The following is a 23,501-nucleotide window of genomic DNA, read 5'->3' as shown; positions in this document are numbered from 1 at the left end:
ATACCCTTGGACCGTGGTCCATGCGGTCCACCGTTCAGCCTCGACAGCGAGTGGATGAACGCTTAGGGCCGGATTCGCAGCATAGGGACAGGCGTATGAAGCTGATCGTGGGTAACAAGAATTATTCAAGCTGGTCGCTGCGAGGATGGCTGGCGGCCAAGCAATCGGGCCTGCATTTCGAGGAGATCACGGTCCCGCTGTTTGGCGAGGATTGGGAGGCGACCAAGCGCAGCGATGATGAAATCCAGCCCTCCAGCGGCAAGGTTCCGATCCTGTGGGACGGCGAAACCGTGGTGTGGGACAGTCTGGCGATCCTGGAATATCTCGCCGACAAGGTGGGCCGCGACCGGTTCTGGCCCAAGGACGATACCGCACGCGGCATGGCCCGCGCGATGGTCTGCGAAATGCACAGTTCCTATGCCGCACTGCGCAGCGAATGCCCGATGAACGTCCGCCGCAAATTCGACGGTGTGCAATTGTCCGACAATGCCAAGCAGGACATTGTGCGTATTTTGACCCTGTGGGCCGAAGCGCGCGCGCGCTTTGCCAGCGGCGGGCCGTTTCTGTTCGGTGCCTTTGGCGCAGCGGACATTTTCTATGCGCCAGTGGTCAGCCGCTTCATCAGCTACCAGGTGGTCGTGCCCGGCTTTGCCGCCGCCTACATGCAGGCGGTGTGGGAACATGAATGGCTGCAAGCCTGGATCAATTCCGCCGAGGAAGAAGAATGGGTGATCGAGCAATACGAAGCGGTTGGCTGATACGGCTGGCGGCGCTGCTGGCGCTGCTGGCCCCGCTGCCGGTGCTGGCCTGGGGTTCCTATGGCCATGAGACCAGCGCGCAGATTGCGCTGGCGAATATGTCGCCGCAATCGCGTGCGCAGGTCACCCGGCTGCTGCGCGCGTCGCCGCAACTGGGCACGCCCGGCTGCGCGCTCGCCACGCTGGAGGATGCTTCGACCTGGCCCGATTGCCTGCGCCGTGACGGGTGGCGCTGGGGCTATACCTTCGCCTGGCATTACCAGACCCAGCCGGTGTGCGAGGCGTATGATGCGCGCAAGAACTGTCCGGGCGGCAATTGCGTACGCGCGCAGATTGAGCGCAGCCAGCGCGTTCTGGCCGACGAAAGCCTGCCCGATGCGGTGCGGCTGGAGGCGCTGGCCTTCCTCGTCCATTTCGTGGGTGATATTCACATGCCGTTGCATTCTGGCGATGACGGCGACCGGGGCGGGAATGACCGGGTGGTCGATTACGGCATCGTGCCCGCGCTCAATCTCCACTGGATCTGGGATGGCCCGCTGGCCGAACGCGCGATCAGCAGTGCGCAGCCCGCTCTGGTGCGCCGTTATTCCGCCAGCGAACGCGCAGAACTGGGCGGCGGCAGTATAGCCGACTGGGGCCGCGAAAGCTGGGAGATTGCCCGCGACATCGTCTATCCCGGCGCGTTTGGCCGCCAACCCTGTGCAGGCAATCTGCCGGATGAGACGGCGCTGACGCAGGATGCCATTGTCGCTGCGCTGCCAATTGCCGAACGGCGCGTGACACAGGCGGGCCTGCGGATTGCCGTGATGGTGGACGCGGCCTTCGCGCCCGGCCCGCTGCCCCGGCCCACACGCGATTAGGGGATGCGCCTGGTCGGATAGGGTGTGCCATCTTTGCGCGCAAAGCCATCGGGGCCGAACACCATATCGATATCGGGATATTCGCCCGAATCGCTATCTGCATCACCGCCGCTGATCGCCACGAAGACACAGTCGCTGCCTGAACGATTGTGCAACCGGTGGCCGTCCCTGACCCCCGCCGCCCACGCCAGCACATCGCCCGCGCGCACCGGTATCTCGCCGCCATCTTCGATCAGCACCGCCTCGCCTGACAGCATGATCACCAGCTCGTCCTGTCCGCCGTGCCAGTGGCGCTGCGAGGAATAGGCACCCGGTTTCAGCGTCACATGACTGGCACCCAGCCTGGTCAATCCGGCATCGGGCGCAAGACGGCGATACCAGCGCCCCTCCACCTCGGCATCATAGGGCGCGGGATAGCCTGTCGCATTGGTCTGGGGCATGGCATCAAGATCGAGCTTGGGCATGGGCATATTCTCCTGCTAGCGCGCTCAGCATGACCGATGTTCTCGAGCTCGCCAAGCGCCTGATCTCTGCGCCCAGTGTCACGCCCGCCAGCGGCGCAGTGTTCGATGCGATGGAGGCCATGCTCGCGCCGCTGGGCTTTGCCGTCCACCGCTTCATGGCGGGCGAGGCCCCCGATGGCCCGGTCGAAAACCTGTTCGCCATCCGCAGCGGCCCCGCCGGATCGCGGCACTTTGCCTTTGCCGGTCATCTCGATGTGGTCCCTCCGGGCGAGGGGTGGTCGACTGCTGGCGCGTTCGAACCGGAAGAGCGCGGCGCGTTGCTGTACGGGCGCGGCGCGGTTGATATGAAGGGCTCCATCGCCTGCATGGTCGCCGCGGTCGCCAACGTCCCTCAGGACGCAGGCACGATCAGTTTCATCATCACCGGCGACGAGGAAGGCCCTGCCATTTACGGCACCCGCGCGCTGATCGACTATATGCGCGATCAAGGACACCAGCCCGATCTGTGTCTGGTGGGCGAGCCGACCAGTGTCCAGCGTATGGGCGACATGATGAAAGTCGGGCGGCGCGGTTCACTTAACATCTGGCTGACGGTGGAGGGCAAGGAAGGCCACGTCGCCTATCCGCATTTGGCCGACAATCCGATCCCCCGCATGGTCGCCATGCTCGCAGACCTCGCTGCGCTGGAGCTGGACCGGGGTAATGACTGGTTCCAGCCCTCCAATCTGGAAATTACCGAGCTCGAAGTGGGCAATCCAGCCACCAATGTGATCCCCCCGCGCGCCACCGCCAGGCTGTCGATCCGGTTCAACGATCACCACACCGGCGCTTCGCTGTCAGAACTGGTGGGCGGGATTGCCGAAAAGCACGGAGGTACTGCGCTGCCGATCATTTCAGGCGAGCCGTTCCTCACCCTGCCGGGCGAATTTTCCGCCATCGTGGCGCGCGCGGTGCAGGCGGAGACCGGGCTGGACCCCGAGCCATCGACCACTGGCGGCACTTCGGATGCGCGGTTCCTGCGCGCGGTTTGCCCGGTGATCGAATTCGGCCTGATCAACGCCACCATGCACAAGCGTGACGAGGCAGTGGCCATTGCCGACCTGTATGCGCTAAGCCGTATCTATACTGCGATCGCGACCGCCGCGCTGCAATCGTGACAACGGACATTTGAGGGGATTGCCGTGTTGAAAGCCTGGTTCGCCATTGCGCTGTGGAAGCGCGTGATCGCTGCACTGCTATTGGGCATCATTATCGGCCTGATATGGGGGCCGGGGGCCGAAAGCATCAAGATCGTGGGCGATGTGTTCATTGCCTTTATCAAGATGCTGGTGGTGCCGCTGATCTTCTTCAGTCTGGTGTCGGGCGTCGCTGCGATTGGCGATCTGCGCAAGCTGGGTGCAGTGGGCGGACGCGCGCTTTTGCTGTTCATCGTAACCGGCCAGATTGCGGTGTGGCTGGGCTTGCTGCTGGGTACTCTGGTGAAGCCGGGCCTGCTGGTCGACCAGGGCGCAATCGTCCTTGGCGCGACGCCTGAACCCAATGAGACCACTTGGCGCGAAATGGTGCTGTCCGTGGTCCCTTCCTCACCGGTTCAGGTGATGGCGGATGTCGCGGTGCTGCCGCTGATCGTGTTCGCCTTGCTGATCGGTGTAGGCATCCTGATGGCGGGCAAGGAAGGCGATCCGCTGGGCCGCATTTTTGACGCCGGTTCGGTGGTGATGCAGAAGGTCACAATGGTGGTCATGGAATTGACCCCCTTCGGCGTGTTCGCGCTGATGGCATGGGTGGCGGGCACGCTGGGCTTTTCCGCACTGCAGGCACTGGGCGCACTGGTTGCGCTGAATTATCTGGGCTGCCTGCTGATCATCACGGTGATGTATTCGGCGATGATCAAGTTCATCGCCAAGCTGCCGGTGATGGATTTCTTCCGCGGCATCGTGGACGCGATTGCGGTCAGCTATTCCACCGCCAGCTCCAACGCCACACTGCCGGTGACGCTGCGCTGTGCCCAGCGCAATCTGGGCGTCTCCAAATCGGTGTCCAGCTTCGTGATCGCGCTGGGGGCGACGATCAACATGAACGGCACCGCGATGTATCTGGGGCTGGCAACACTGTTCGGCGCACAGATCTTTGGCGTGGACCTCAGTTGGGTCGATTACGGCATGATCGCCCTGACCGCGACCTTGGGCGCGATTGGCGCAGCGGGCATTCCGGGTGCTGGGCTGATCATGATGGCCCTGGTGTTCGGCACGGTTGGCGTGCCGCTGGAAACCATTGCTTTCGTGGCTGGTGTCGACCGGATCATGGACATGATGCGCACCACCACCAACGTCAGCGGCGACGCTGCGGTGGCGGTGACTGTGGCCAGCATGACCGGCGAGCTGGACAGGGCCGAGATGGTATCGGCGGACGATGTTTGAGCGGATGAGAGGGCCCGACTTTGAATTAGACGGTTGGTGCTTGGAAAGCGGGGAGGCTTATCATGAGGCTGCGCCCGACACGTTTGAAATCCCGTCAAATGCCGAGCGACAGAACCTAAAAGTCAGTGATTGTGACCCCCCCCCCGGAAAAATGGCTACTTTGGGATATTGGACAACAACCCTGACGCGCTTGCGGAGAACGACGAATTTTGGAGTGGGATCGAGCTACCCTTCGCAGCTCATCACGTGATTCAAATATTGAAAGGCGATGAGCAATCCAAAGCGATTGCCATAGTTGGTCCAACCCGTAGGTGGCCCAGAGATTAGCTACTCCGCCCCTTCGGCACCTCCAGCACTTTCTTGCGAAAGCTGCACAATCCCGCCACCTGGCAGCGCCAGCATTCGGGCGTCCGGGCTTTGCAGACATAGCGGCCGTGCAGGATCAGCCAGTGGTGGGCGTGCAGCCGGAAGGGGCCGGGAACGCGTTTTTCCAGTTTGGCTTCGACCTGTTCGGGGGTCTTGCCCTTGGCGAGGCCAGTGCGATTGCCCACGCGCAGGATGTGCGTGTCGACTGCAAAGGTTTCCTGCCCGAACCAGCAATTGAGCACGACGTTGGCGGTCTTGCGCCCCACACCGGGCAGCCGCACCAGATCTTCCCGCGTGCCGGGGACTTCGCCGCCATAGTCGTCCACCAGCAGCTGGCTCAGCGCGATGACGTTCTTCGCCTTGGAGTTGAACAGGCCGATGGTCTTGATGTGCTGTTTCAATCCGTCCTCGCCCAGCGCCAGCATTTGCGCAGGGGTCTCGATTTCAGCAAACAGCGCGCGGGTGGCCTTGTTGACGCCCACATCGGTGGCCTGCGCGGACAGCGCCACGGCAACCACAAGTTGGAAGGCATTGCCATATTCCAGCTCTGTTTCAGGCGCGGGATTGTCTTCCGCCAGGATGCGGAAAAATTCAAAGATCTGGTCATTCGTCATGCGTCTGGTTCGGACTGGCTTTTCAATTCTTCGCGGCGGCGCTGCATCCCGTCGCTGAATGCCGCTGCCAGGATGCCAGTGGGCAGCGCCACCAGCGCGATCCCCGCCAGCGCCACGGCGCCCGCGACCATCTTGCCCTCGGGCGTGACGGGCGAGACATCGCCATATCCCACGGTGGTCAGCGTGATCACCGCCCACCACAGCGCGCGCGGGATCGAGCCAAAGGCGTCGGGCTGGATCTCGCCCTCCAGCCAATAGAGCGAGGTTGCGCCGAACAGCATCAGGAAGCCGGCAAACCCCAGCGTGATCAGCAAATCATAGCGCCGCTCGTGCACTGCCGAGATCAGATAGCGCAGCGCCAGCGAGAACCGCGTCAGCCGCGCCAGCGCCAGAATGCGCATGACCCGCAGCACGCGCAGGATAGCCGCCTCCTCGAATATCATCGGGCTGAAAATCGACACAATAATCAGCAGATCGAGCAGGCCCAGCGGCGAGGTGGCAAATTTGATGCGCGCCCGCGCAGCGGTCATGTCGGGAAAATGGTCGGGCGCGGTCCACAGCCGCAGGACGTATTCGACAGCGAAGAAAGTCCCGGCGGAAATCTCGATCCAGAAGAAGTCGCGACCATAGGCGCGGGCCAGCGCGGGTTCGGTCTGGAGAATGGCCGCCAGCGAGGCGCCCAGCACCACCAGCACCACGATCTTGTTGAAGAAGGACAGCCCTTCGATATTCCGCGCCGCCGGATCGATATGCGCAAACACGCGCTGGCGGAGCGTCAGCGCCTCGCTCACAGGTCCAGCACGTCGTTCATCGTATAGCGGCCTGAGGGCTGGCCGGTCAGCCACTGTGCCGCCTTGACCGCACCGCGCGCGAAGATCGAGCGGTTTTCGGCACTGTGCGAGAGCGTCAGCCGCTCTTCCTCGCCCGCCAGAATCACGCTGTGTTCGCCGGTCACCGTGCCGCCGCGCAGGGCTGCAAAGCCAATCGCGCCCTCGCTCCGCGCGCCGGTCTGACCATCGCGCCCGCTCTCGCGGTGATCGCCCAGAGTGATGCCGCGCCCGGCAGCGGCAGCCTCGCCCAGCAGCAGCGCCGTGCCCGAAGGCGCATCGACCTTGCGGCGGTGATGCATCTCGACAATTTCCACGTCCCAGTCTGGGCCAAGCCGCGATGCGGCCTCACGCACCAGATGCGCCAGCAAGGTAACGCCCAGCGAGGTATTTCCGGTTTGCAGCACCGCCACCGCGCGGGCAGCCGCGTCGATCGCGTCATGGTGCCGCTCGGCCAGCCCGGTTGTGCCGACCACAATGGGCACGCCCGCGCCAATGGCAGCGTGCAGCGTGGCTTCCAGCCCGTGGGGGGAGGAGAAGTCGACCAGCACGTCGCTCGCATCGGCCAGCTTGGCGACATCGCCGCCCTTGTCGATCCCGCCGGCCAGCGTGTGCCCGTCAGCTTCGATTGCCTGCACCAACGCGGCGCCCATCGCCCCCTGGTCGCCAATTATTCCGATACGCGTCATTGCCTCTCCCTGCTTGCCGTGTTTCATGGCCCCGATGACCGAATTGCGCAATATCGTGGTGCTGACCGGGGCCGGAGTATCTGCCGAAAGCGGCATTGATACCTTTCGCGGCGGGGGCGGCCAAGGGATGGGAATTTGGGAGAAGCACCGGGTGGAGGATGTCGCGACACCCGAAGCCTTTGCCCGCGATCCCGATCTGGTCCTGCGGTTCTATGACATGCGCCGCGCGGCCATTCAGGAGAAACAGCCCAATCACGCGCATGCGGCGCTGGCGAAGCTCGATGCGCAGTGGCCGGGCGAACTGCTGATCGTGACGCAGAATGTTGATGATTTGCACGAACGCGCTGGTGCGCGGCGGCTGCTGCATATGCATGGCGAGCATCTGAACGCCTGGTGCACCACCTGCGACGCGCGCAGCCGCTGGACCGCCCCGCTGATCCACCGCCCGCCATGCCCGGCCTGCGGCGACGCAGCCCTGCGCCCTGATGTCGTGTGGTTTGGCGAGATGCCTTACGAGATGGAGCGGATTTATGCCGCCCTGCGTCAGGCGGATCTGTTCGTTTCCATCGGCACCTCGGGCGCGGTCTATCCGGCGGCGGGCTTTGTGCGCGATGCCGGGGCGCTGGGCGTGTCGACGCTGGAGCTTAATCTGGAGCGCAGCCAGGGTTCGCAATGGTTCACAGAGACACGGCTGGGCGCTGCGACGGCGCTGGTCCCGGCGTGGGTGGATCAGGTGTTAGGCCTCTGACCCGCACGCCGCGCAGGCGGGGTCCTTGGCAATCGTGAAATTGCGCATGGCGGGGGATAGCCCGTCGAGCAGGTGGACGCGGCCCCATTGCGGATCGCCCAATGCGCTGACGCCGCTCAGCAGTACGCGCACGGCCTGCAAGGCGGCGAAGGTCCCGACCCAGCCGACCATCGCGCCCAGCACGCCGTCTTCGGCGCAGCTGTCGCAATCCTCCGCATCAAAGGCATCCCCTACAAAGCAGCGGTAGCAGGCATGGCCCGGCAGATGACCTGCGAAAGCGCCGACCTGTCCCTGAAAGCGCCCCACGGCGGCGGACAGCAGCGGCGTCCCGGCGCGCACGCAGGCGTCCGAGATGGCGAGGCGGGTAGCGAAATTGTCAGTGCCGTCCAGCACCAGATTTGCGCCCGTAACCATCTCGCCCGCATTGCCCGCGTCGATCCGGCGGTCGCTGATCGCGACATCAAGTTTGCTGTCGAAATTGGCCGCCCAGCGCCGCGCGGCCACGGCCTTGCCATGCCCGATATCGCGTTCGCTGAAGAGCGTCTGGCGCTGGAGATTGCTGGCCTCGACCTTGTCATCATCGACCAGTGTCAGCCGCCCGATCCCGGCCCCCGCCAGATATTGCAGCGCGGGCGAGCCGATCCCGCCCAGACCCACCAGCACGATATGCGCATCCGCCAGCGCCACATGACCCGCGCCGCCAATCTCGGGCAGCACGATATGGCGGGCAAAACGTGTCAGACGGTCAGGGGTCAGGGGCATGGGCGAATGTAAGACAGTGCGCGCGGCTATGCCGCAAGCGGAAACATTGCATTGGCATCAGGGCAAGGCGCTGCTGCGGAAAGAAATATCCGCCGCCGTTCACCATTGTGAAGGGTAAATAAGGCAGGTTTGACACTGGCGCGTCACGCCTGACGTTGCCAGCCAATTTTCGAGGTCGCCGCATCGAAACTATGATTGCCAGAGAGCCACGCAAGAATGTCATGATCTCCGCCACCATCGAGGGCGACGGCGTATCCGCGCCCGTGCGCATTCGCAATCTGTCCGATCGCGGCGCGATGATCGATGGCGCGGCATTGCCGGAAACCGGTTCGCAAATAATGCTGCGCCGCCTGCAATGGATGGTCGGTGCCACCGTGATCTGGGCGCGCGAAGGGCGCTGCGGCTTGCAGCTGGAGAATGATGTCGTGGTCGATGAATGGATTACCGGAACCCGTTCGGCGACCCAGCGGACCAATCTGGGGCAGCTGAGAGTCGACAAGATTCAGGCTGCGCTGCGCGATGGCGGGGCCGTGCCCGCTGCATTGGCACGCCCCGCGCCGCCACCACCTGCGCCAACCAAGCCGGTGGACCTTGTCGTGGCGCAGGAACTGGCGCGCCTCAAGGAAGTGCTCGACGCGATTGCGCTGGAATTGAGCGAGGACATGGATGTGCTGATGCGTCACGGCGAAGCGCTGCAAAACCTCGACATCGCCTCGGCGACTGTCGAATCGCTTGAACAGGTGCTGTCCGCCGAAGATGTGATAAAAGCGATTGCCGAGGTCCCGATGAAGGATCTGCGCGACCGCCTGTCGGGTATCGAACCCGAAAGCTGAGGCTACGCCTCACGCCGCTATGTCGACCGATCTTCAGGGGCCGATGACACTGTAGCGGCATTGCGAGGGCGGTGGAGCGACGAGCAAATCGTAGACATTGTCGCCATCGAAGCCGCCGCCGCGTGTGATCTGTTCGCCGAAACGCATTTCGCCCGTGTTGATGCGGACCCGGTCGGGGAAAACCAGAATTTCTGCATCGCGCGAGAATCTGACCAGTGCCGGTTCTCCGCCATCCATCTTAGACACCAGACAGCTGTTCACGACGTCGAAGCTGCCGTGAAACAGGGCCAGGCGCGATGGTGCAGGCTGGCCGTCCGGCCCGATCAGCGGTTTCGCTGTGCGCGCGATATAGATGCCGTCGAGTGCAGCAAGTGCTTGATCCGGCGATGGCGATTGTTCGGGCTCGGCTTGTCCGCATGATACCAGCAGAGCCGCATAGACCACTGCCAGCGGCGTGCGCATCAGCTTTCCAGCTGGCGCAGCAGGCTGCGCACATCACCATCCATATCGGCGTCGCGCTGGCGAAGATCCTCGATCAGCCGGACCGCGTGAATCACCGTCGAATGATCGCGGCCGCCGAATTTGCGGCCAATTTCGGGATAGCTGCGGGGCGTGAGCACCTTGGCCAGATACATCGCCACCTGCCGCGGGCGCACAACCGCGCGCGCGCGCCGCTTGGATGACATTTCCGAACGGTCAATGCGGAAGAACTGGCACACTGTGCGCTGGATTTCATCAATGGTGATCCGGCGGCGGTTGGCCGACAGGATATCGGTCAGCTGTTCTTCGGCAAGCTGGAGAGAAACCTCTTGCCCGGTCAACTGCGCATAGGCGATCAGCTTGTTCAGGCCGCCGACCAGCTCACGGATATTGCGGGTGATGGTGCGGGCGAGAAAATCGATCACATCGTCCGGCACCGCCAGCGGCGCAAAGCGCGTCAGCTTGGAGACCAGGATCTTGCGACGCAATTCGATATCGGCGGCCTGGATATCGGCCACCAGACCCATCGACAGGCGGCTGAGCAGGCGCGGCTCCACCCCGTCGAGCGCTTGCGGCGCGCGGTCGGCGGCAAACACCAGCCGCTTGCCTTCGGCCAGCAGCGCGTCGATCGTATAGAGCAGCTCTTCCTGAGCGCTGGCCTTGCCGATGATGAACTGGATATCGTCGACCAACAGCAGGTCGAAGCTGCGCAGGCGGGATTTAAACTCCAGCATCTGGTTGGCTTTGAGCGCCTGGACAAATTCGACCATGAACCGCTCGGCGCTGCAGTAGAAGATGCGCGCACGGGGGTGGGCCTGCAGATAATTGTGACCGATGGCGTGCAGCAGATGCGTCTTGCCCTGGCCGGTGGCGGCTTTGAGGTAGAGCGGGCTGAACTGCGGTTTCTCGGTAGCGGCCATGCGCTGCGCGGCGTTGCAGGCCAGCACGTTGGCCTCGCCCGTGACAAAGGCGACAAAGGTCAGCGACGGGTCGAGCCCGACCGAGGAGGTGAAACCATGATCGCCCAGCGTATCGGCGCCGATGGCCATCATCGAGGTATCGCCGCCATCATTGGCAGGGCGGCGGCCATTGGCGTGCAGCCGCAGATCGGCGACCTGACGGCGGCCGGGATGCACAGCGATGCGCACATTGCGCACTTCGCTGCGGGCGATCTTCCAGGCCAGCGAGAGCCGGTCGGCAAAGCGGTCCTTGACCCAATTGGCGCTGAAATCGGTGGGCAGGAACAGGTCGAGTGTGCCGGTCTCATCGCACAGGCCGCCAACCTGGATCGGCTTGATCCACTGGCTGTGCAGCTGGTGGCCCAGGTCCTTGCGCAGGCCCTGACTGATGTCGGCCCAATCGGCGGCCAGATTTACAGCTTCGATATCTTCCATGCTGTCAGCCTGCCCCTTGCGCTTCGTGCCGGTAATTTCAGAATCCCTACCCATGCTGTGTATTCCAATCCCAGGGTCGGCGCTCTGCGGCACCGTCTCATTATATTTGGCGCAATGGATTAAGGGCGCGGCACGACCGCTCCCGAAACGCAGGTTTCGGGGCCTTCCCCTTGCTAGTGTTATGAAACCCGAGCTGTCCCGTCCCGGGCTGTTGAAAGGTTTCTAAGGCCCGTTTGGGGAGAGTCGCAAGGGCTGGGGACGTAAAAAAACGGAAATAAAATTGTTGACTCGGCATGGACCGCAGGGATGCGTTTAAAGCCCTGTAAATCTAAGATTTTGCCTAGATCAGGCACGCGAATCGTGGAGCAAGCTGGATTCGTGTGACCGCAGCATGACAATCGCATTTTCAACAGCAACTGACTTGGCCGCACAAACCCCAGCCGCTGCCGCCCAAATGGCGAGAGGGCCGCTGCCAATGGCAACGACCCTCTCGGTGATTCGACAATGATCGCGCCCGAAGGCGGCGAATCAGAGTGCGGCGACTCGCTTGGTCAGCCGGCTGAACTTGCGTGCAGCAGTGTTCTTGTGAAGCACGCCACGGGCAACCCCGCGCGCCAGTTCAGGCTGTGCGGACTTCAGAGCAGCCTGGGCCGTCCCCTTGTCGCCACCTTCAATCGCAGTCTCCACCTTCTTGACGAAGCTGCGGATGCGGCTGATGCGGGCGCCGTTGATTTCGGCACGGCGTTCGTTGCGACGAATGCGCTTTTTGGCTTGCGGCGTGTTGGCCATGTCTGTCCTCAATAGGCCGCGCTGAGACGCGGCAGAATTCTGTGCTTGGCGATTGCGAAAATCGGCGGTGTTCCGCCGGAAAGCGGCGCACTTAGCGGCGGCCATGCGAATCGTCAAGCGAAAGCGCCGCATGGTGACTTGCGCAGCGTCCAGTCCCAGGGAAACCGCCCCATCGGAACAAGGATGCCGCGCGAGGGGTTCTCATTACCGAAGCTGCACCCCTGCGGCAAGAGGAGCGGATGTGACTGACAAACTCGACCTGCCAGAGGATGAATGGCGCACGCGCCTGACGCCCGAGCAATATCACGTGTTGCGCGAAGGCGGGACCGAACGCGCCTTCACCGGCAAATATGACAAGAACAAAGCGGACGGCGAATATCACTGCGCCGCCTGCGGCCAGCGGGTGTTCGAAAGCAGCGACAAATATGACAGCGGATCGGGCTGGCCCAGCTTTACCGATCCGGCAGAAAGCGAAGCGGTCGAAGTGCGGCGCGACACCGCGCACGGCATGATCCGCACCGAAGTGCTGTGCTCGCAATGCGACGGGCATCTGGGCCATGTGTTCCCCGATGGGCCGGGCGAGAGCGGACTGCGCTATTGCATCAACAGCGCCTCGCTCGAGTTCGAGCCCGGCGACAAGGATACCAGCGGCCCAGATGGTGGCGACCCAGACAGCTGACGCGGGATAGCGGGCTGGCGATAACTATCGCGGGGCCGTTCACCCGGGGTTACGCCTCGCCTAATCAATGTCGGGGGACTATAGGGCCTCGGGCAACACAGGTAAGCGGGCGTCGATGGATAAAAGAGGCAATCGCCGCAAACACGCGGTGCGCGACAAGCGGGCCCGCAATGCGGCGAATGACAAGCCGCAGAGCCGTGTGGCCTTGTGGGGCAAGCGGATCGCCCTGTGGGGCGGCGCAATGGTGCTGCTGGGCGCATTGTTTCTGGGGCTTGCGGTCGCCTTTGCCGCCCGCTCGCTGCCCAGTTTCTATCAGCTGAAAGCCACCCAGAACGCTCAGACAATCGTGGTCCGCGCGCGCGACGGGACCGAACTGGTCGAGCTGGGGCCGAGTTACGGCAAATGGCTTACCTCGCGCGAAATCCCGCAGGTGATGAAAGATGCCATGATCGCGGTGGAGGATCGCCGCTATTTCTCTCATCCCGGTGTCGATCCGCTGGGCCTGATGCGCGCGCTTTACACCGCGGCCACGGGTGACCGGAGGGTGTCGGCCACCTCTACCATCACCCAGCAATTGGCGCGCAACGTCTTCCTCAACAACAATCGCTCGCTTGACCGCAAAATGCGCGAAGGCGTGCTGGCGCTGGCGCTGGAGGCGAAGTTTTCCAAGCAGCAGATCCTCGAACTGTATCTCAACAAGGTGTATTTCGGGGGCGGTGCCTACGGCATCGACAGCGCCAGCCGCACTTTCTTCAGCCATCCGGGCAGCGAGCTGTCGACTGCCGAGGCGGCGATTATCGCGGGCATGGTCAAGGCGCCCAGCCGCTATTCCCCCACGGCCGATGTCGATGCCGCTGTGGGCCGCGCCGGCGTGGTGCTGCGGCTGATGCGCGAACAGGGCTTCATCACCGCCAGCCAGGCGCAGGTGGATGTCTCTGCGGTCAAGTTGAAGAAGGAAAAGGCGCAAAATTCGGTGCGCTATTTCACCGATTGGGCGCTGCCGCAGCTTGATCTGTTGCTGCCCGAAACATTCGAGCCGATCGAGGTGTGGACCACGCTGGATGTCGGGATGCAGCGGGCGGCAACCACTGCGATCACTGCCAATGTCCCCGGCGGTGCGCAGGGCGCGATGGTCAGCCTGGACCGCGACGGGGCCGTGCTGGCGCTGGTCGGCGGCACCGATTACGTCGAAACCAATTACAACCGCGCCACCAATGCGCTGCGCCAGCCGGGCTCGTCATGGAAGCTGTTCGTCTATCTGGCGGCGCTGGAGGCCGGATACACGCCTGAAGACCGCGTGGTCGATACGCCGGTGACGGTCAACGGGTGGAGCCCGCGCAATTCCAGCGGACGCAATGCGGGCGAGATCAATCTGCGCACAGCCTTTGCCTATTCGATCAACACCGTGGCGGCGCAGCTGGGCAATGAAGTGGGCTTCGGAACGGTCGCGTCGATGGCCAAGCGCTTCGGCATCACCACGCCGATCAAGACCTATCCTTCGATGGTGCTGGGATCATCCGAAGTTCGGCTGATCGATATGGTGCGCGCGTTCGCGGCGGTGTCGGCGGAAGGGTATTCGGTTGAGCCTTACGGCATCGTCAAGGTGACCACGGGTGACGGCAAGCTGCTCTACACACATGAAAAGGCGCGCAGCACGCAGCTGGTGCCTGATTATGTTGCGGCGGGGATTACCGATCTGCTGCAAACCGCCGTCGCCACCGGCACTGGCAAGGCGGCGCAGATTGGCCGCCCGGTTGCGGGCAAAACCGGCACCACCAGTTCGAACAAGGACGGCTATTTCGTGGGCTTCTCGTCCGGCATCACCACCGGCGTGTGGATGGGCCGCGATGACAATGCGCGGGTGGCGGGCCTGCAGGGCGGTACGGCCCCAGCACGCGCCTTTGCGGCCTATATGCGCTATGCGGTGAAGGATCGCCCGGTCCAGAAATTCGACACCGATCTCAAGCTGCCCGAATGGCAGCTGGAACCCGATGACGAAGCAATCTTCGGCGATCCGGAAGATTATTACTTCATCGACGAGCAGGGCAATCTGATCGAGCCGGGCCGCCCGGCTGACCAGCGTGACGATCCCTTTGGGGTTGATGGTGAACGGCGTCCGGAGGATGGCCAGCGCCCACTGCCGCCAAGCGGCGGGCCGCGTCAGGTGCCGGCACCGCTGCCACGCGGCGCAGACGGGGCGCCGCAGGCGATCGGCGATGATTTCCTCGATGAAGCCACTGGCGGCGCATCAGGCCGCCGTCCGCAGGCCCAGCCTCCCCGCCAGCCATCGCCGCGCCAGCCTGCTCCGCGACCCGTACCCACCCAGCCGCAGCAATAAGTGCGCCGCATATGAAAAACCCCTCCGGATGGGGAGGGGCTTTTCGCTGTTTCACCGGGTGAGGTCTGCGCGTCAGCGCATCCGCACTGCGACATATTGCGCCGGACGTCCGCGGCGCCAATTGACGATTATTTGCTTGCGCAAATACCCTGACTAGCAGCGTCACAAATACAAACGTTGCCAATATCGGACCACCAAAATCCAGGCGCACATCTGCTGTCGGACTGAGCACTTGCCTGAACAGAAACAAAACCTATGGTAAAAAGACTAACTACGGCAGATAGTGAAAATGCAATTTTTTTTCATCAAGGTTCTCCCTTTTAAGGAACCTCAATATTACATCAAATTTCATTTTTAGCAACTGCCCGCGCTCAAATCACCGTAACCTTATTGCTTCATACCTCAATGGACGGCCCCGGCTTTGCAAACGAAGCAGCACAGCCTCCCTCCCATCAGTCTTAGCCTTAGTGATTATCTTTTCCAGATCGGCCAGCGAGGAAACTTCGCGGTAATTGGCCGACAGGATGATGTCGCCGCGTTGGAGGCCCTTGCGGGCAGCGTCCGAATTGGGATCGACCACACCCACGACCAGCCCGCTGGCATCCGCACCGGCACCCAGCTGGCGCGCGATTTGCGGGGTCAGCGGCAGCAATTGCAGGCCCAGCCGTTCCTCGATCACCGCGCTGTCGCTTGGCTCCATTTCGTCGGGTTCGGCGTCGGGGTCGAACATCTGCTGCTGGCGCAGCGCTTCTTCGGTCGGACGCTTGCCCACCGTGGCGCTGACACGCATTGGCTTGCCGTCACGGATCAGATCGATGGGGACCTTGGTTCCGGGGCGGATATTGGCGACCAGAAAAGACAGCGTCTGCTCAGGCGTCACGTCTTGGCCATCCACCTTCAGCACGATGTCACCCGGCTTGATGCCCGCGCGTTCAGCCGGCTCGCCCGATTGCACCGACTGGACGAACTCGCCGCGATTGGTGGGCAGGCCCAGCGAATCGGCCACATCTTCGGTCACGCCCTGGATGCTGACACCCAGATAGCCGCGCTCGATTTCCTTGCCGCGCCGCAATTGGTCAACGATGGGAGCGGCGATTTCGGCGGGGATGGCAAAGCCGATCCCGACACTGCCACCCGAAGGCGAGAAGATCGCATTGTTGATGCCGATCACATTCCCGCCCATATCGAACAGCGGTCCGCCCGAATTGCCGCGATTGATGCTGGCGTCGGTCTGGATATAGCGGTCGTAAGCGCCGCCCTGACCGGTGTTGCGGTACACTGCGGAAACGATCCCGCTGGTCACCGTGCCGCCAAGGCCAAAGGGATTGCCGATCGCGACAACCCAGTCACCGGGGCGCGACTGGCTGGAATCGCCGAATTTGACGAAGGGGAAATTCTCGCGCCGGGCGATCTTGAGCACGGCCAGATCGGACGCTGCATCATTGCCCACCAGCTCGGCCGGATATTCGGTGCCGTCGGGCATGGTGACGGTAATTTCCTCAACCTCGCCGCGGCCCGTGGGGCTGATGACGTGGTTGTTGGTGACGACATAGCCATCGGCGGAAATGATGAAGCCCGAACCCAGCGACTGGCCTTCGCGGAACTGTGGTTCCTGCTGCCGCTGTTGCCCGCGATTACCAAACATCCCTTCAAACGGCGTACCGGCAAACGGATTGCGGCTCTGCGGGACTTCGATACGCTGGCGGGTGGAGATGTTGACCACTGCCGGCTGCAATTGCGCGGTCAGATCGGCAAAGCTTTCGGGTGCCCCGGCGCGGGGGACCACGCGGGCGATGGCGCTGTCATCGTTCTGGGCCACTTGCGCACCTGCGGGATAGCCGGTCGCCAGCGAAATCGCCGCGCCTCCAACCAGCAGGGCACTTGTCACGGAATAAGCATATCGCACAGGCTTCACGTCCTTTTCGTCCTCTTCATCAACTGCGGGGCGCAGACCCGGATCGCTCCCGTCCACTGCGCCGCTCAAACTCTGCGGGCATGATCACGACCTGCGCGCTGAACAGCAATTGAACGAGCCGCGCAGGCTTCGACGAACGGTCAACGTCTCCCGCGGAACTGCCGCAGATATTCATTATCCGATGACAGGACGACCGAACTGTCGGCCTTGCCCTGTTCGAATGTGCGGCGATAACTCTCCATCGCGCGATAGAAATCGTAGAAGTCGGGATCCTTGCCGAATGCCGTGGCATAAGTGCGCGCGGCATTGGCTTCGGCCTCGGCGCGGATGATTTGCGCGTTCTTCTCGCCCTGCGCGCGGATCGTCGCGGCTTCTTCCTGCCGGTCGGTCTGCATACGGGTGAAGGCGGCGTTCAGCGGTGCACCATCGGGAAGATCGGCGCGCTTGATGCGCACATCGATAACCTGCGCACCATAATTGCGCGCCTGCGTGTCCAGCGTGGCGGTGATCTTCTTCATCGCCGTGCCGCGTTCAGCGGTCAGCAGCGCGGAAAACGGACGCCGCCCCAGCTCCTGACGGAGCACCGAGGTCAGGATCGGCGAAAGCTGCGAGCGGAGGATTTCCTCGCTGCCCGCATTTTCGACCATCTTGACCGGATCAATGATGCGGAAGCGGGCATAGGCATCGACCTGCAGACGCTGCTGATCGTTCGACAGCACTTGCTGGCGTTCCATGTCGAGGTCGAGAATACGCTTGTCGACCATCTGCACGCGTTCATAACCCGGAATGCGGAAAATGATGCCTGCGCCGGTCTGGCCGAAGTCCTTGTTCGGTTCAAACCGGTTGGCGACGCGCCCCGGCTTACCACCGGCGATCACGACAGCCTGCTGCGTTTCGGGGACGATCACCATCGACGATGCGAGCACGACCAGTGCGATAATCGCGGCGATAAGGCTGCCTTTGTGATGCTGCCAGATGCGTTCCATGTTACTGCACCTCCGGCTGGGTCACGATTGTCGGCGGCGTCGCGGTACGCTCGGAACGGCGTTTTACTTCTGGCAGCGGCAGATACGTCGTCACGCCTGAGGTTTCGACGATTGTCTTGTCGGTCTGGCCCAGCACGCTCTCCATGGTTTCATAATACAGCCGCCGCCGGGTAACCTCGGGCGCCAGTTTATATTCGGCATAGATCTTGTCAAACGCTGCGGCATCACCCTGCGCGCGGGCCAGCACCCGCTGGGCATAGGCGCGGGCGGAGTTGACGGCGGTTTCGGCATCCTGCTGCGCGGCGGAAACGTCCTTGAACGCCTCGACCACTTCGTTCGGCGGATCGGTTTTCTCGATTTCGATACCCTGCACGGCCACCCCGGCACGGTATCCGTCCAATATCGACTGCATCCGGCTCATCACACGGGCTTCGATTTCAGCGCGTCCTTCACCGGACAGCACGCTGTCCAGCTCCTGTTCGGCGACCGAGGCGCGCATCGCGGCCTCCGCCACTTCGCGGATGGTGTCTTCAGGATCGATCAGCTGGAAACGGAACTGCTTCAGATCCTTGATATTCCAGCGAATAAGATAGGACAGATCGACCAGATTCTGGTCCCCGGTCAGGATCAGCTTCTGCTCGTTTCCGCCGGGAATGCTTTCAGACCGGATCTGGCTGACATTCTCGATATCAACCACTTGCAGCGGCCACGGGGCGGTCCAGTTGAGACCCGGGGTCACATTGCGCGCATATTGTCCGCCAAGCCATGTCACCACACCCTGTTCGCGCGGGGCGACCTGATGGATGCTGGTCGCGAACAGCCACACGGCGGCGACACCGACAATCGCGATGGGAAACCAGCTTTTGCCGCCGGGCCGTTCGGGCAGGCGAAAATTGGGGCCACCGGGGCCGCCCCCGCCGCCCTTGCGGCGCGGGCCTTCGGGGCCGCGATGTTTGAAGATGTCTTCGATATTGGCGGCGCGGCGCGGGCCGTCATCCGACCCGGTCGGCAACCAGGGATTCTTCGGCCCCTTGGGCTTGCCTCCATCGGGAGCGCCATCACCAGCGGGCGGCTCACCCGCAGGCTCATCGCCTCCGGGATCGTCACCCTTCGGTGGTTCACCGCCGGAGCCTTTGCCCCAGGGGTTGCGCTTGCCAGCCATTGCCAGCCTGATTTTCTGTCCGAACCCGTCAATCGTCCTCATGCATTACCTTATAGGTGTGGTTTGCGGGAAAAACAGGGTTGAACCCGCCTTTTTGATGCTACAGCAGCGCGAGATGACCAATCCCGACCTGTCCGCTCTTCTCCCCGCCTCGATTGCTGCGCGCGTCTCGTCGCTCACGCTGAAGGATCGGCGCGCTCTGGCGGTGCTCGATGTCAGCGGGATGGGGGATCAGGAACGCAAGGATATTTCGGCGGCAATCACCGACATCCTGTCTGCGCAGGATACGGTGGATGACGTGCGCATCGCCATGACCGCCGAACGCAAGACGCGCCAGCTCATCGCCATCGGATCGGGCAAGGGCGGCGTGGGCAAATCCACACTGACCGCCAATCTGGCGGTCGCGCTGGCGCGCAAGGGCCGCAAGGTCGGGCTGGTCGATGCCGATATTTACGGCCCGTCGCAGCCCACCCTGCTGGGCAATTATGGCCAGCGGCCAGAGGTGAGCGAAGACAAGCTGGTGCCGGTTGCCAGCAAATTCGGCGTGCCGGTGCTGTCGATGGGCCACCTGATCGATGCGGGCCGGGCCATCGCATGGCGCGGGCCGATGGCGGGCAAGGCGCTGACGCAATTGATCGATGCGCAATGGGGCGATGCCGAGGTGATTCTGGTCGATCTGCCGCCGGGCACAGGCGATGTGCAGCTGACCATGTTGCAGAAATTCAAACCTGCCGGGGCGATCATCGTCTCGACGCCGCAGGATCTCGCGCTGATCGACGCAGCGCGCGCGGGCCAGCTGTTTGACGAGGCAGAAGTGCCGGTCATCGGGCTGGTTGAAAACATGGCGGGCTATGCCTGTCCGCATTGCGGCGAGCTGTCCGACCCATTTGGCAAGGGCGGGGTGGAAACCGCTGCCGGACGTTTGGAGCTGCCCTTCCTCGGGCGCATTCCGCTGCATATGGACATCCGCCAGAGCAGCGATGCGGGCACGCCGCCCGCTGCCGGTGACAGCGCGCAGGCCGCGCCCTTCCTGGCGATTGCCGAGCAGCTGGACGCATGGCTTTGCGCGAACGTCTGAACGGCCTGACGCTGACCCGGCGGCAATTTGCCGTTGGCGCAGCAGCGGGCGGCGGCTTGCTGGTCGCTTGGTATTTATGGCCGCGCAGCTATCCCAGCCCGCTGTCCCCCGGACCGGGCGAACATGTATTCGGCGGCTGGCTGACCATTGCGCGTGACGGGGTGGTCACAGTGGCCGTGCCGCAGCTGGAAATGGGGCAGGGGGTCAACAGCCTGTTGGCGCAAGTCGCGGCGGTCGAATTGGGCGCGGACTGGCGGCAGATCGCCGTCGAACCGGCACCGCCCAGCGGGATTTACGGCAATCTGCCGCTCGCCGCCAAATGGGCCGGGCTGTGGTCCAGCGTGCCGTCACTGGCGGATGAGGCCGATGATCGCCTGACCGAGAATTTTGCGCGCGGCGAGATGTTCGCCGCCACTGCCGATGGCACTGCGCTCGAAGCCTTCGAACTCCCCATCCGCAACGCGGCCGCTGCGGCGCGCACCATGCTGGCGATGGCTGCGGCGGAGCGCTGGGACATTGATTTCGAGGAATGCGAAGTTGCAGATGGCTTCGTAACTTATGGCGATGAGCGACTGAGCTTTGGCGCGCTGGTTGAGGATGCAGCCAGCTACGATCCGCCCGATCCCCCGCCGCTGCGCCCGCAAGCCGCGTCCGAAGGTCCAATTGCTGGCGAGGCCGAGGCGCAGACGGCGTTCCCCCGGCTCGACCTGCCTGCCAAGGTCGATGGCAGTTTCCTGTTCGCGTGCGATATTCGGCTGCCGGGGCTGGTCTATGCCTCGATCCGGCATGGTCCGCTGGGGCAACCCGAACTGTCACGCTTCGATGCAGACGCGGTGAAGGGGATGCGCGGGGTTGTCGGCGTGGTCCGCTCTAAACGCTATCTCGCCGCCGTGGCGGAAAGCTGGTGGACTGCCGAACAGGCGCTCAAAGCGATGCGGCCTGTGTTTCGCGGCCCGCCGGGTTTCGACAGCGCAGCAATCGAACCCGCTTTGGAAGCGGCTTTCGATACCGTCGAGCCAGAGGCGATCGTCAGCTATGGCGATCCGGGGGAGCTGCTGGCCGCGCCCAGCCACACCAGCCGGTATATGATCGCCCCCGCAGTCCACGCCAGTATCGAAACCGCCAGCGCCACTGCGCGCTTTGCCGATGGGCGGCTGGAGCTGTGGATTGCCGCACAGGCACCCGAACTCACGCGCCGCGCGGCGGCCAAGGCCATCGGCATCGGCGCGCGCGATGTGGTGCTGTATCCCACGGCTGCAGGCGGCAGCTTCGATGCGCGGCTGGAACGGCTGCACGCCATCGAAGTCGCGCAGATTGCGCAGCAGATTGGCCGCCCGGTGCAACTGACATGGCCGCGGGTGCAGGAATTCCAGTCGCTCCCCCCGCGCACCCCGGTGCTGGCAGAGCTGGCGGCGGCATTTACGCCCGGCACCGGCGGCCAGATCGCGGCATGGCGCACCCGGCTGGCCATGCCCGCCACCACACGCGAATTTGGCGCGCGGCTGTTCGACAATGCCACGCCCGAATCTGCCATCGCCAACGCTGCCGGCCAAGCCGATCCGCTGGCCTGCGAAGGTGCAGTACCGCCCTATGCCATCGCCAATATCGCGGTTGAGCATTTGCCTGTTACACTCGACCTGCCCACCGGGCGCCTGCGCGGTAATTCCGCTGCCTACACCGCGTTTTGTACCGAGAGCTTTCTTGACGAACTGGCGGAAAAAGCCGGGCAGGACCCGTTCCTGTATCGCATGGCATTGCTGGGTCAGGCCCCGCGCATGGCCGATGTGCTGCGCCGCGCGACCCGGATCGGCGGCTGGGACGGCGGACGCCGCGGCAGCAGTCAAGGACTGGCAATGGTCCGCATGGGCAGCGCCGATGGCGGCGGGCGGATCGCCTGCGTTGCCGAGGCGGCGCTGGGCGCGGGCGGAGTACAGGTCACGCGCCTGTCCGCAGCGGTCGATATCGGCCGCATCGTCAATATCGACCTGGCGCGCCAGCAGATCGAGGGCGGGCTGATCTTCGGCCTCTCGCAGGCCACGGGCAGCAGCGCGGCGTTCAAGGATGGCAAGCCGGTCCCGCGTTCCCTGCGCGGACTGTCATTGCCGGTGCTGGCCGATTGCCCCGAGGTAATTGTCGATTTCGTCGCCAGTGAAGCGGCCCCCTTCGATCCCGGCGAGCTGGGCGTGGCGGTTGCTGCCCCGGCGATTGCCAATGCCCTGTATTCCGCAACGGGCCGGCGCTTCCGCCGCTTGCCGTTGCTGTCGGAGAGACAATGACCCTTACCCCGCAAAGCCTGCCGCAAGACCATCCATCTGTCCGATCGGGCCGCGTGGGAGTGCTGGTGGTCAATCTGGGCACGCCCGACGCGCCCGAAGCCGGAGCGGTTAAGCGCTATCTCGCTGAATTCCTGTCCGACCGGCGCGTGGTCGAAATCCCGCCGATTGCCTGGCAGCCAATCCTGCGCGGCATCATCCTCAACACGCGCCCCAAGAAAAGCGCCCACGCCTATGCGCAGGTCTGGACCGATGAAGGCTCGCCCTTGGCAGTGATCACCCGCCAGCAGGCCGAAGCGATGCAGGTGCAGCTGGGCGACGGTGTGCTGGTCGATTACGCGATGCGGTACGGCGCGCGGCCCATTCCCGAACGCTTGCAGGCGCTGCTGGATGCCGGGTGTGAACGCATCCTGCTCGCACCGCTCTATCCGCAATATAGCGGGGCAACGACCGCCACCGTGGTCGACAAGGCGGGCGAGGCGCTGGGCAAAATGCGCTGGCAGCCCAGCCTGCGCGTTCTGCCGCCCTATCATGATGATCCGGCCTATATCGGCGCGCTGGCGCAGGATCTGACGCGGCAGGTCGATGCGCTGGAGTTCGCGCCGGAGCTGTTGCTGCTCAGCTTCCACGGGATGCCGCAGCGCACGCTGGAGCTGGGCGATCCCTATCACTGCCACTGCCGCAAGACCGCACGGCTGCTGGAAACGGCAATGGCGCGGCCCGGCCTGCGGTTCCGCACCACATTCCAGAGCCGCTTTGGCCGTGCCAAATGGCTGGAACCGGCCACCGACACCGTGCTGGCGGAAGAGGGCGCCAATGGCACCAGGCGAATCGCCATCGCCGCGCCGGGCTTTTCCGCTGATTGTCTGGAGACACTGGAAGAGCTGGCGATCCAGGGACGCGAACAATTTGCGGCGGCTGGAGGTGAGCAATTTGCCGCGCTTTCGTGCCTCAATACCTCCCCTGACGGGCTGGATATGCTGGAGACAATTCTTCGCCGTGAACTATCGGGCTGGATTAACGGCTAAGACTTACTTACACTAAGGTAAGTTGTAAGGAGCTACCT

22 protein-coding genes are annotated in these 23,501 nt (G+C 63.5%); 11 read left to right on the top strand and 11 right to left on the bottom strand.

What is annotated here, in order from left to right; all coding sequences use genetic code 11:
* Positions 1 to 95: 95 nt before the first annotated feature.
* Entirely contained in the window at positions 96 to 758 is a 663-nt protein-coding gene (locus FEV51_RS10200; RefSeq protein WP_138618584.1) for a glutathione S-transferase family protein, read from the top strand.
* Positions 725 to 1,618, top strand: coding sequence for a S1/P1 nuclease (locus tag FEV51_RS10195; RefSeq protein WP_138618582.1), 894 nt, complete (start codon positions 725 to 727; stop codon positions 1,616 to 1,618). The genes FEV51_RS10200 and FEV51_RS10195 overlap by 34 nt, the downstream gene beginning before the upstream one ends.
* Here FEV51_RS10195 and FEV51_RS10190 read toward each other — a convergent pair.
* Positions 1,615 to 2,082: a cupin domain-containing protein gene (locus FEV51_RS10190; RefSeq protein ID WP_138618580.1), complete on the bottom strand. Its 468-nt coding sequence runs from the start codon at positions 2,080 to 2,082 to the stop codon at positions 1,615 to 1,617. The two genes, FEV51_RS10195 and FEV51_RS10190, sit on opposite strands and share 4 nt — an antisense overlap.
* 29 nt (positions 2,083 to 2,111) lie before the next feature.
* Between FEV51_RS10190 and dapE the strand changes: the two genes are divergently transcribed.
* The gene (gene dapE, locus FEV51_RS10185; protein WP_138618578.1) at positions 2,112 to 3,239 is read left to right on the top strand and encodes a succinyl-diaminopimelate desuccinylase; all 1,128 of its coding nucleotides are present in this window, start codon (positions 2,112 to 2,114) and stop codon (positions 3,237 to 3,239) included.
* Positions 3,240 to 3,263: 24 nt separating this feature from the next.
* A complete protein-coding gene (locus FEV51_RS10180) occupies positions 3,264 to 4,502 on the top strand; it encodes a dicarboxylate/amino acid:cation symporter (RefSeq protein WP_138618576.1) in 1,239 nt (412 codons plus the stop codon).
* 323 nt (positions 4,503 to 4,825) lie between these two features.
* Here the strand turns inward: FEV51_RS10180 and nth are convergent, their stop codons facing one another.
* Genes nth through dapB form a run of 3 tightly spaced genes read right to left on the bottom strand, consistent with a single transcriptional unit; the run spans position 4,826 to position 6,998 of the window.
* Complete coding sequence (gene nth, locus FEV51_RS10175; protein WP_138618574.1) at positions 4,826 to 5,482, bottom strand: endonuclease III; 657 nt, start codon at positions 5,480 to 5,482, stop codon at positions 4,826 to 4,828.
* Positions 5,479 to 6,273, bottom strand: coding sequence for an ion transporter (locus FEV51_RS10170; RefSeq protein WP_171033099.1), 795 nt, complete (start codon positions 6,271 to 6,273; stop codon positions 5,479 to 5,481). Before FEV51_RS10170 ends, nth begins: the two co-directional genes overlap by 4 nt.
* Positions 6,270 to 6,998: a 4-hydroxy-tetrahydrodipicolinate reductase gene (gene dapB, locus FEV51_RS10165; protein ID WP_138618570.1), complete on the bottom strand. Its 729-nt coding sequence runs from the start codon at positions 6,996 to 6,998 to the stop codon at positions 6,270 to 6,272. The genes FEV51_RS10170 and dapB overlap by 4 nt, the downstream gene beginning before the upstream one ends.
* A 34-nt stretch (positions 6,999 to 7,032) precedes the next feature.
* Here dapB and FEV51_RS10160 point away from each other — a divergent pair, with 34 nt between their 5' ends.
* Complete coding sequence (locus FEV51_RS10160) at positions 7,033 to 7,746, top strand: NAD-dependent deacylase (protein ID WP_138618692.1); 714 nt, start codon at positions 7,033 to 7,035, stop codon at positions 7,744 to 7,746.
* Here FEV51_RS10160 and FEV51_RS10155 read toward each other — a convergent pair.
* The gene (locus FEV51_RS10155) at positions 7,735 to 8,508 is read right to left on the bottom strand and encodes a HesA/MoeB/ThiF family protein (protein ID WP_171033098.1); all 774 of its coding nucleotides are present in this window, start codon (positions 8,506 to 8,508) and stop codon (positions 7,735 to 7,737) included. The two genes, FEV51_RS10160 and FEV51_RS10155, sit on opposite strands and share 12 nt — an antisense overlap.
* 191 nt (positions 8,509 to 8,699) lie before the next feature.
* On the opposite strand from FEV51_RS10155, the gene FEV51_RS10150 reads away from it, so the two are divergent.
* Positions 8,700 to 9,341, top strand: coding sequence for a PilZ domain-containing protein (locus tag FEV51_RS10150; RefSeq protein WP_138618568.1), 642 nt, complete (start codon positions 8,700 to 8,702; stop codon positions 9,339 to 9,341).
* Positions 9,342 to 9,374: 33 nt separating this feature from the next.
* On the opposite strand, the gene FEV51_RS10145 is transcribed toward FEV51_RS10150, so the two are convergent.
* From FEV51_RS10145 to rpsT, 3 genes are all read right to left on the bottom strand, one after another.
* Positions 9,375 to 9,803 (bottom strand): hypothetical protein, encoded by a 429-nt coding sequence (locus FEV51_RS10145; protein ID WP_138618567.1) that lies wholly within the window; start codon positions 9,801 to 9,803, stop codon positions 9,375 to 9,377.
* Complete coding sequence (gene dnaA, locus FEV51_RS10140) at positions 9,803 to 11,269, bottom strand: chromosomal replication initiator protein DnaA (RefSeq protein WP_138618565.1); 1,467 nt, start codon at positions 11,267 to 11,269, stop codon at positions 9,803 to 9,805. The genes FEV51_RS10145 and dnaA overlap by 1 nt, the downstream gene beginning before the upstream one ends.
* 474 nt (positions 11,270 to 11,743) lie before the next feature.
* Complete coding sequence (rpsT, locus tag FEV51_RS10135; RefSeq protein WP_138618563.1) at positions 11,744 to 12,004, bottom strand: 30S ribosomal protein S20; 261 nt, start codon at positions 12,002 to 12,004, stop codon at positions 11,744 to 11,746.
* Positions 12,005 to 12,245: 241 nt separating this feature from the next.
* On the opposite strand from rpsT, the gene msrB reads away from it, so the two are divergent.
* Positions 12,246 to 12,683 (top strand): peptide-methionine (R)-S-oxide reductase MsrB, encoded by a 438-nt coding sequence (gene msrB / locus FEV51_RS10130; RefSeq protein ID WP_246034527.1) that lies wholly within the window; start codon positions 12,246 to 12,248, stop codon positions 12,681 to 12,683.
* Between the two features lie 115 nt (positions 12,684 to 12,798).
* A complete protein-coding gene (locus FEV51_RS10125; protein ID WP_138618561.1) occupies positions 12,799 to 15,021 on the top strand; it encodes a transglycosylase domain-containing protein in 2,223 nt (740 codons plus the stop codon).
* A 376-nt stretch (positions 15,022 to 15,397) separates the two neighbouring features.
* Here the strand turns inward: FEV51_RS10125 and FEV51_RS10120 are convergent, their stop codons facing one another.
* From FEV51_RS10120 to hflK, 3 genes are all read right to left on the bottom strand, one after another.
* Complete coding sequence (locus FEV51_RS10120; protein ID WP_138618688.1) at positions 15,398 to 16,927, bottom strand: DegQ family serine endoprotease; 1,530 nt, start codon at positions 16,925 to 16,927, stop codon at positions 15,398 to 15,400.
* Positions 16,928 to 17,076: 149 nt separating this feature from the next.
* On the bottom strand, positions 17,077 to 17,922 hold the full coding sequence (gene hflC / locus FEV51_RS10115; RefSeq protein WP_138618559.1) for a protease modulator HflC: 846 nt from the start codon (positions 17,920 to 17,922) through the stop codon (positions 17,077 to 17,079).
* A 1-nt stretch (position 17,923) separates the two neighbouring features.
* Complete coding sequence (hflK, locus tag FEV51_RS10110) at positions 17,924 to 19,126, bottom strand: protease modulator HflK (protein WP_246034526.1); 1,203 nt, start codon at positions 19,124 to 19,126, stop codon at positions 17,924 to 17,926.
* Positions 19,127 to 19,394: 268 nt separating this feature from the next.
* Here hflK and FEV51_RS10105 point away from each other — a divergent pair, with 268 nt between their 5' ends.
* From FEV51_RS10105 to hemH, 3 genes are read left to right on the top strand one after another with little or no spacing between them, the layout of a single operon-like run.
* Positions 19,395 to 20,162 (top strand): Mrp/NBP35 family ATP-binding protein, encoded by a 768-nt coding sequence (locus tag FEV51_RS10105; protein ID WP_246034533.1) that lies wholly within the window; start codon positions 19,395 to 19,397, stop codon positions 20,160 to 20,162.
* On the top strand, positions 20,141 to 22,438 hold the full coding sequence (locus FEV51_RS10100) for a xanthine dehydrogenase family protein molybdopterin-binding subunit (protein WP_171033096.1): 2,298 nt from the start codon (positions 20,141 to 20,143) through the stop codon (positions 22,436 to 22,438). Before FEV51_RS10105 ends, FEV51_RS10100 begins: the two co-directional genes overlap by 22 nt.
* Entirely contained in the window at positions 22,435 to 23,463 is a 1,029-nt protein-coding gene (gene hemH, locus FEV51_RS10095; protein WP_138618555.1) for a ferrochelatase, read from the top strand. The genes FEV51_RS10100 and hemH overlap by 4 nt, the downstream gene beginning before the upstream one ends.
* Positions 23,464 to 23,501: the final 38 nt, after the last annotated feature.

Origin of the sequence: Qipengyuania marisflavi, from assembly GCF_005884405.1 — a bacterium.
Taxonomy (GTDB): domain Bacteria; phylum Pseudomonadota; class Alphaproteobacteria; order Sphingomonadales; family Sphingomonadaceae; genus Qipengyuania; species Qipengyuania marisflavi.
The sequence above is the reverse complement of the archived record's forward strand: the minus strand, read 5'-3'. Positions and strand labels throughout refer to the sequence as shown.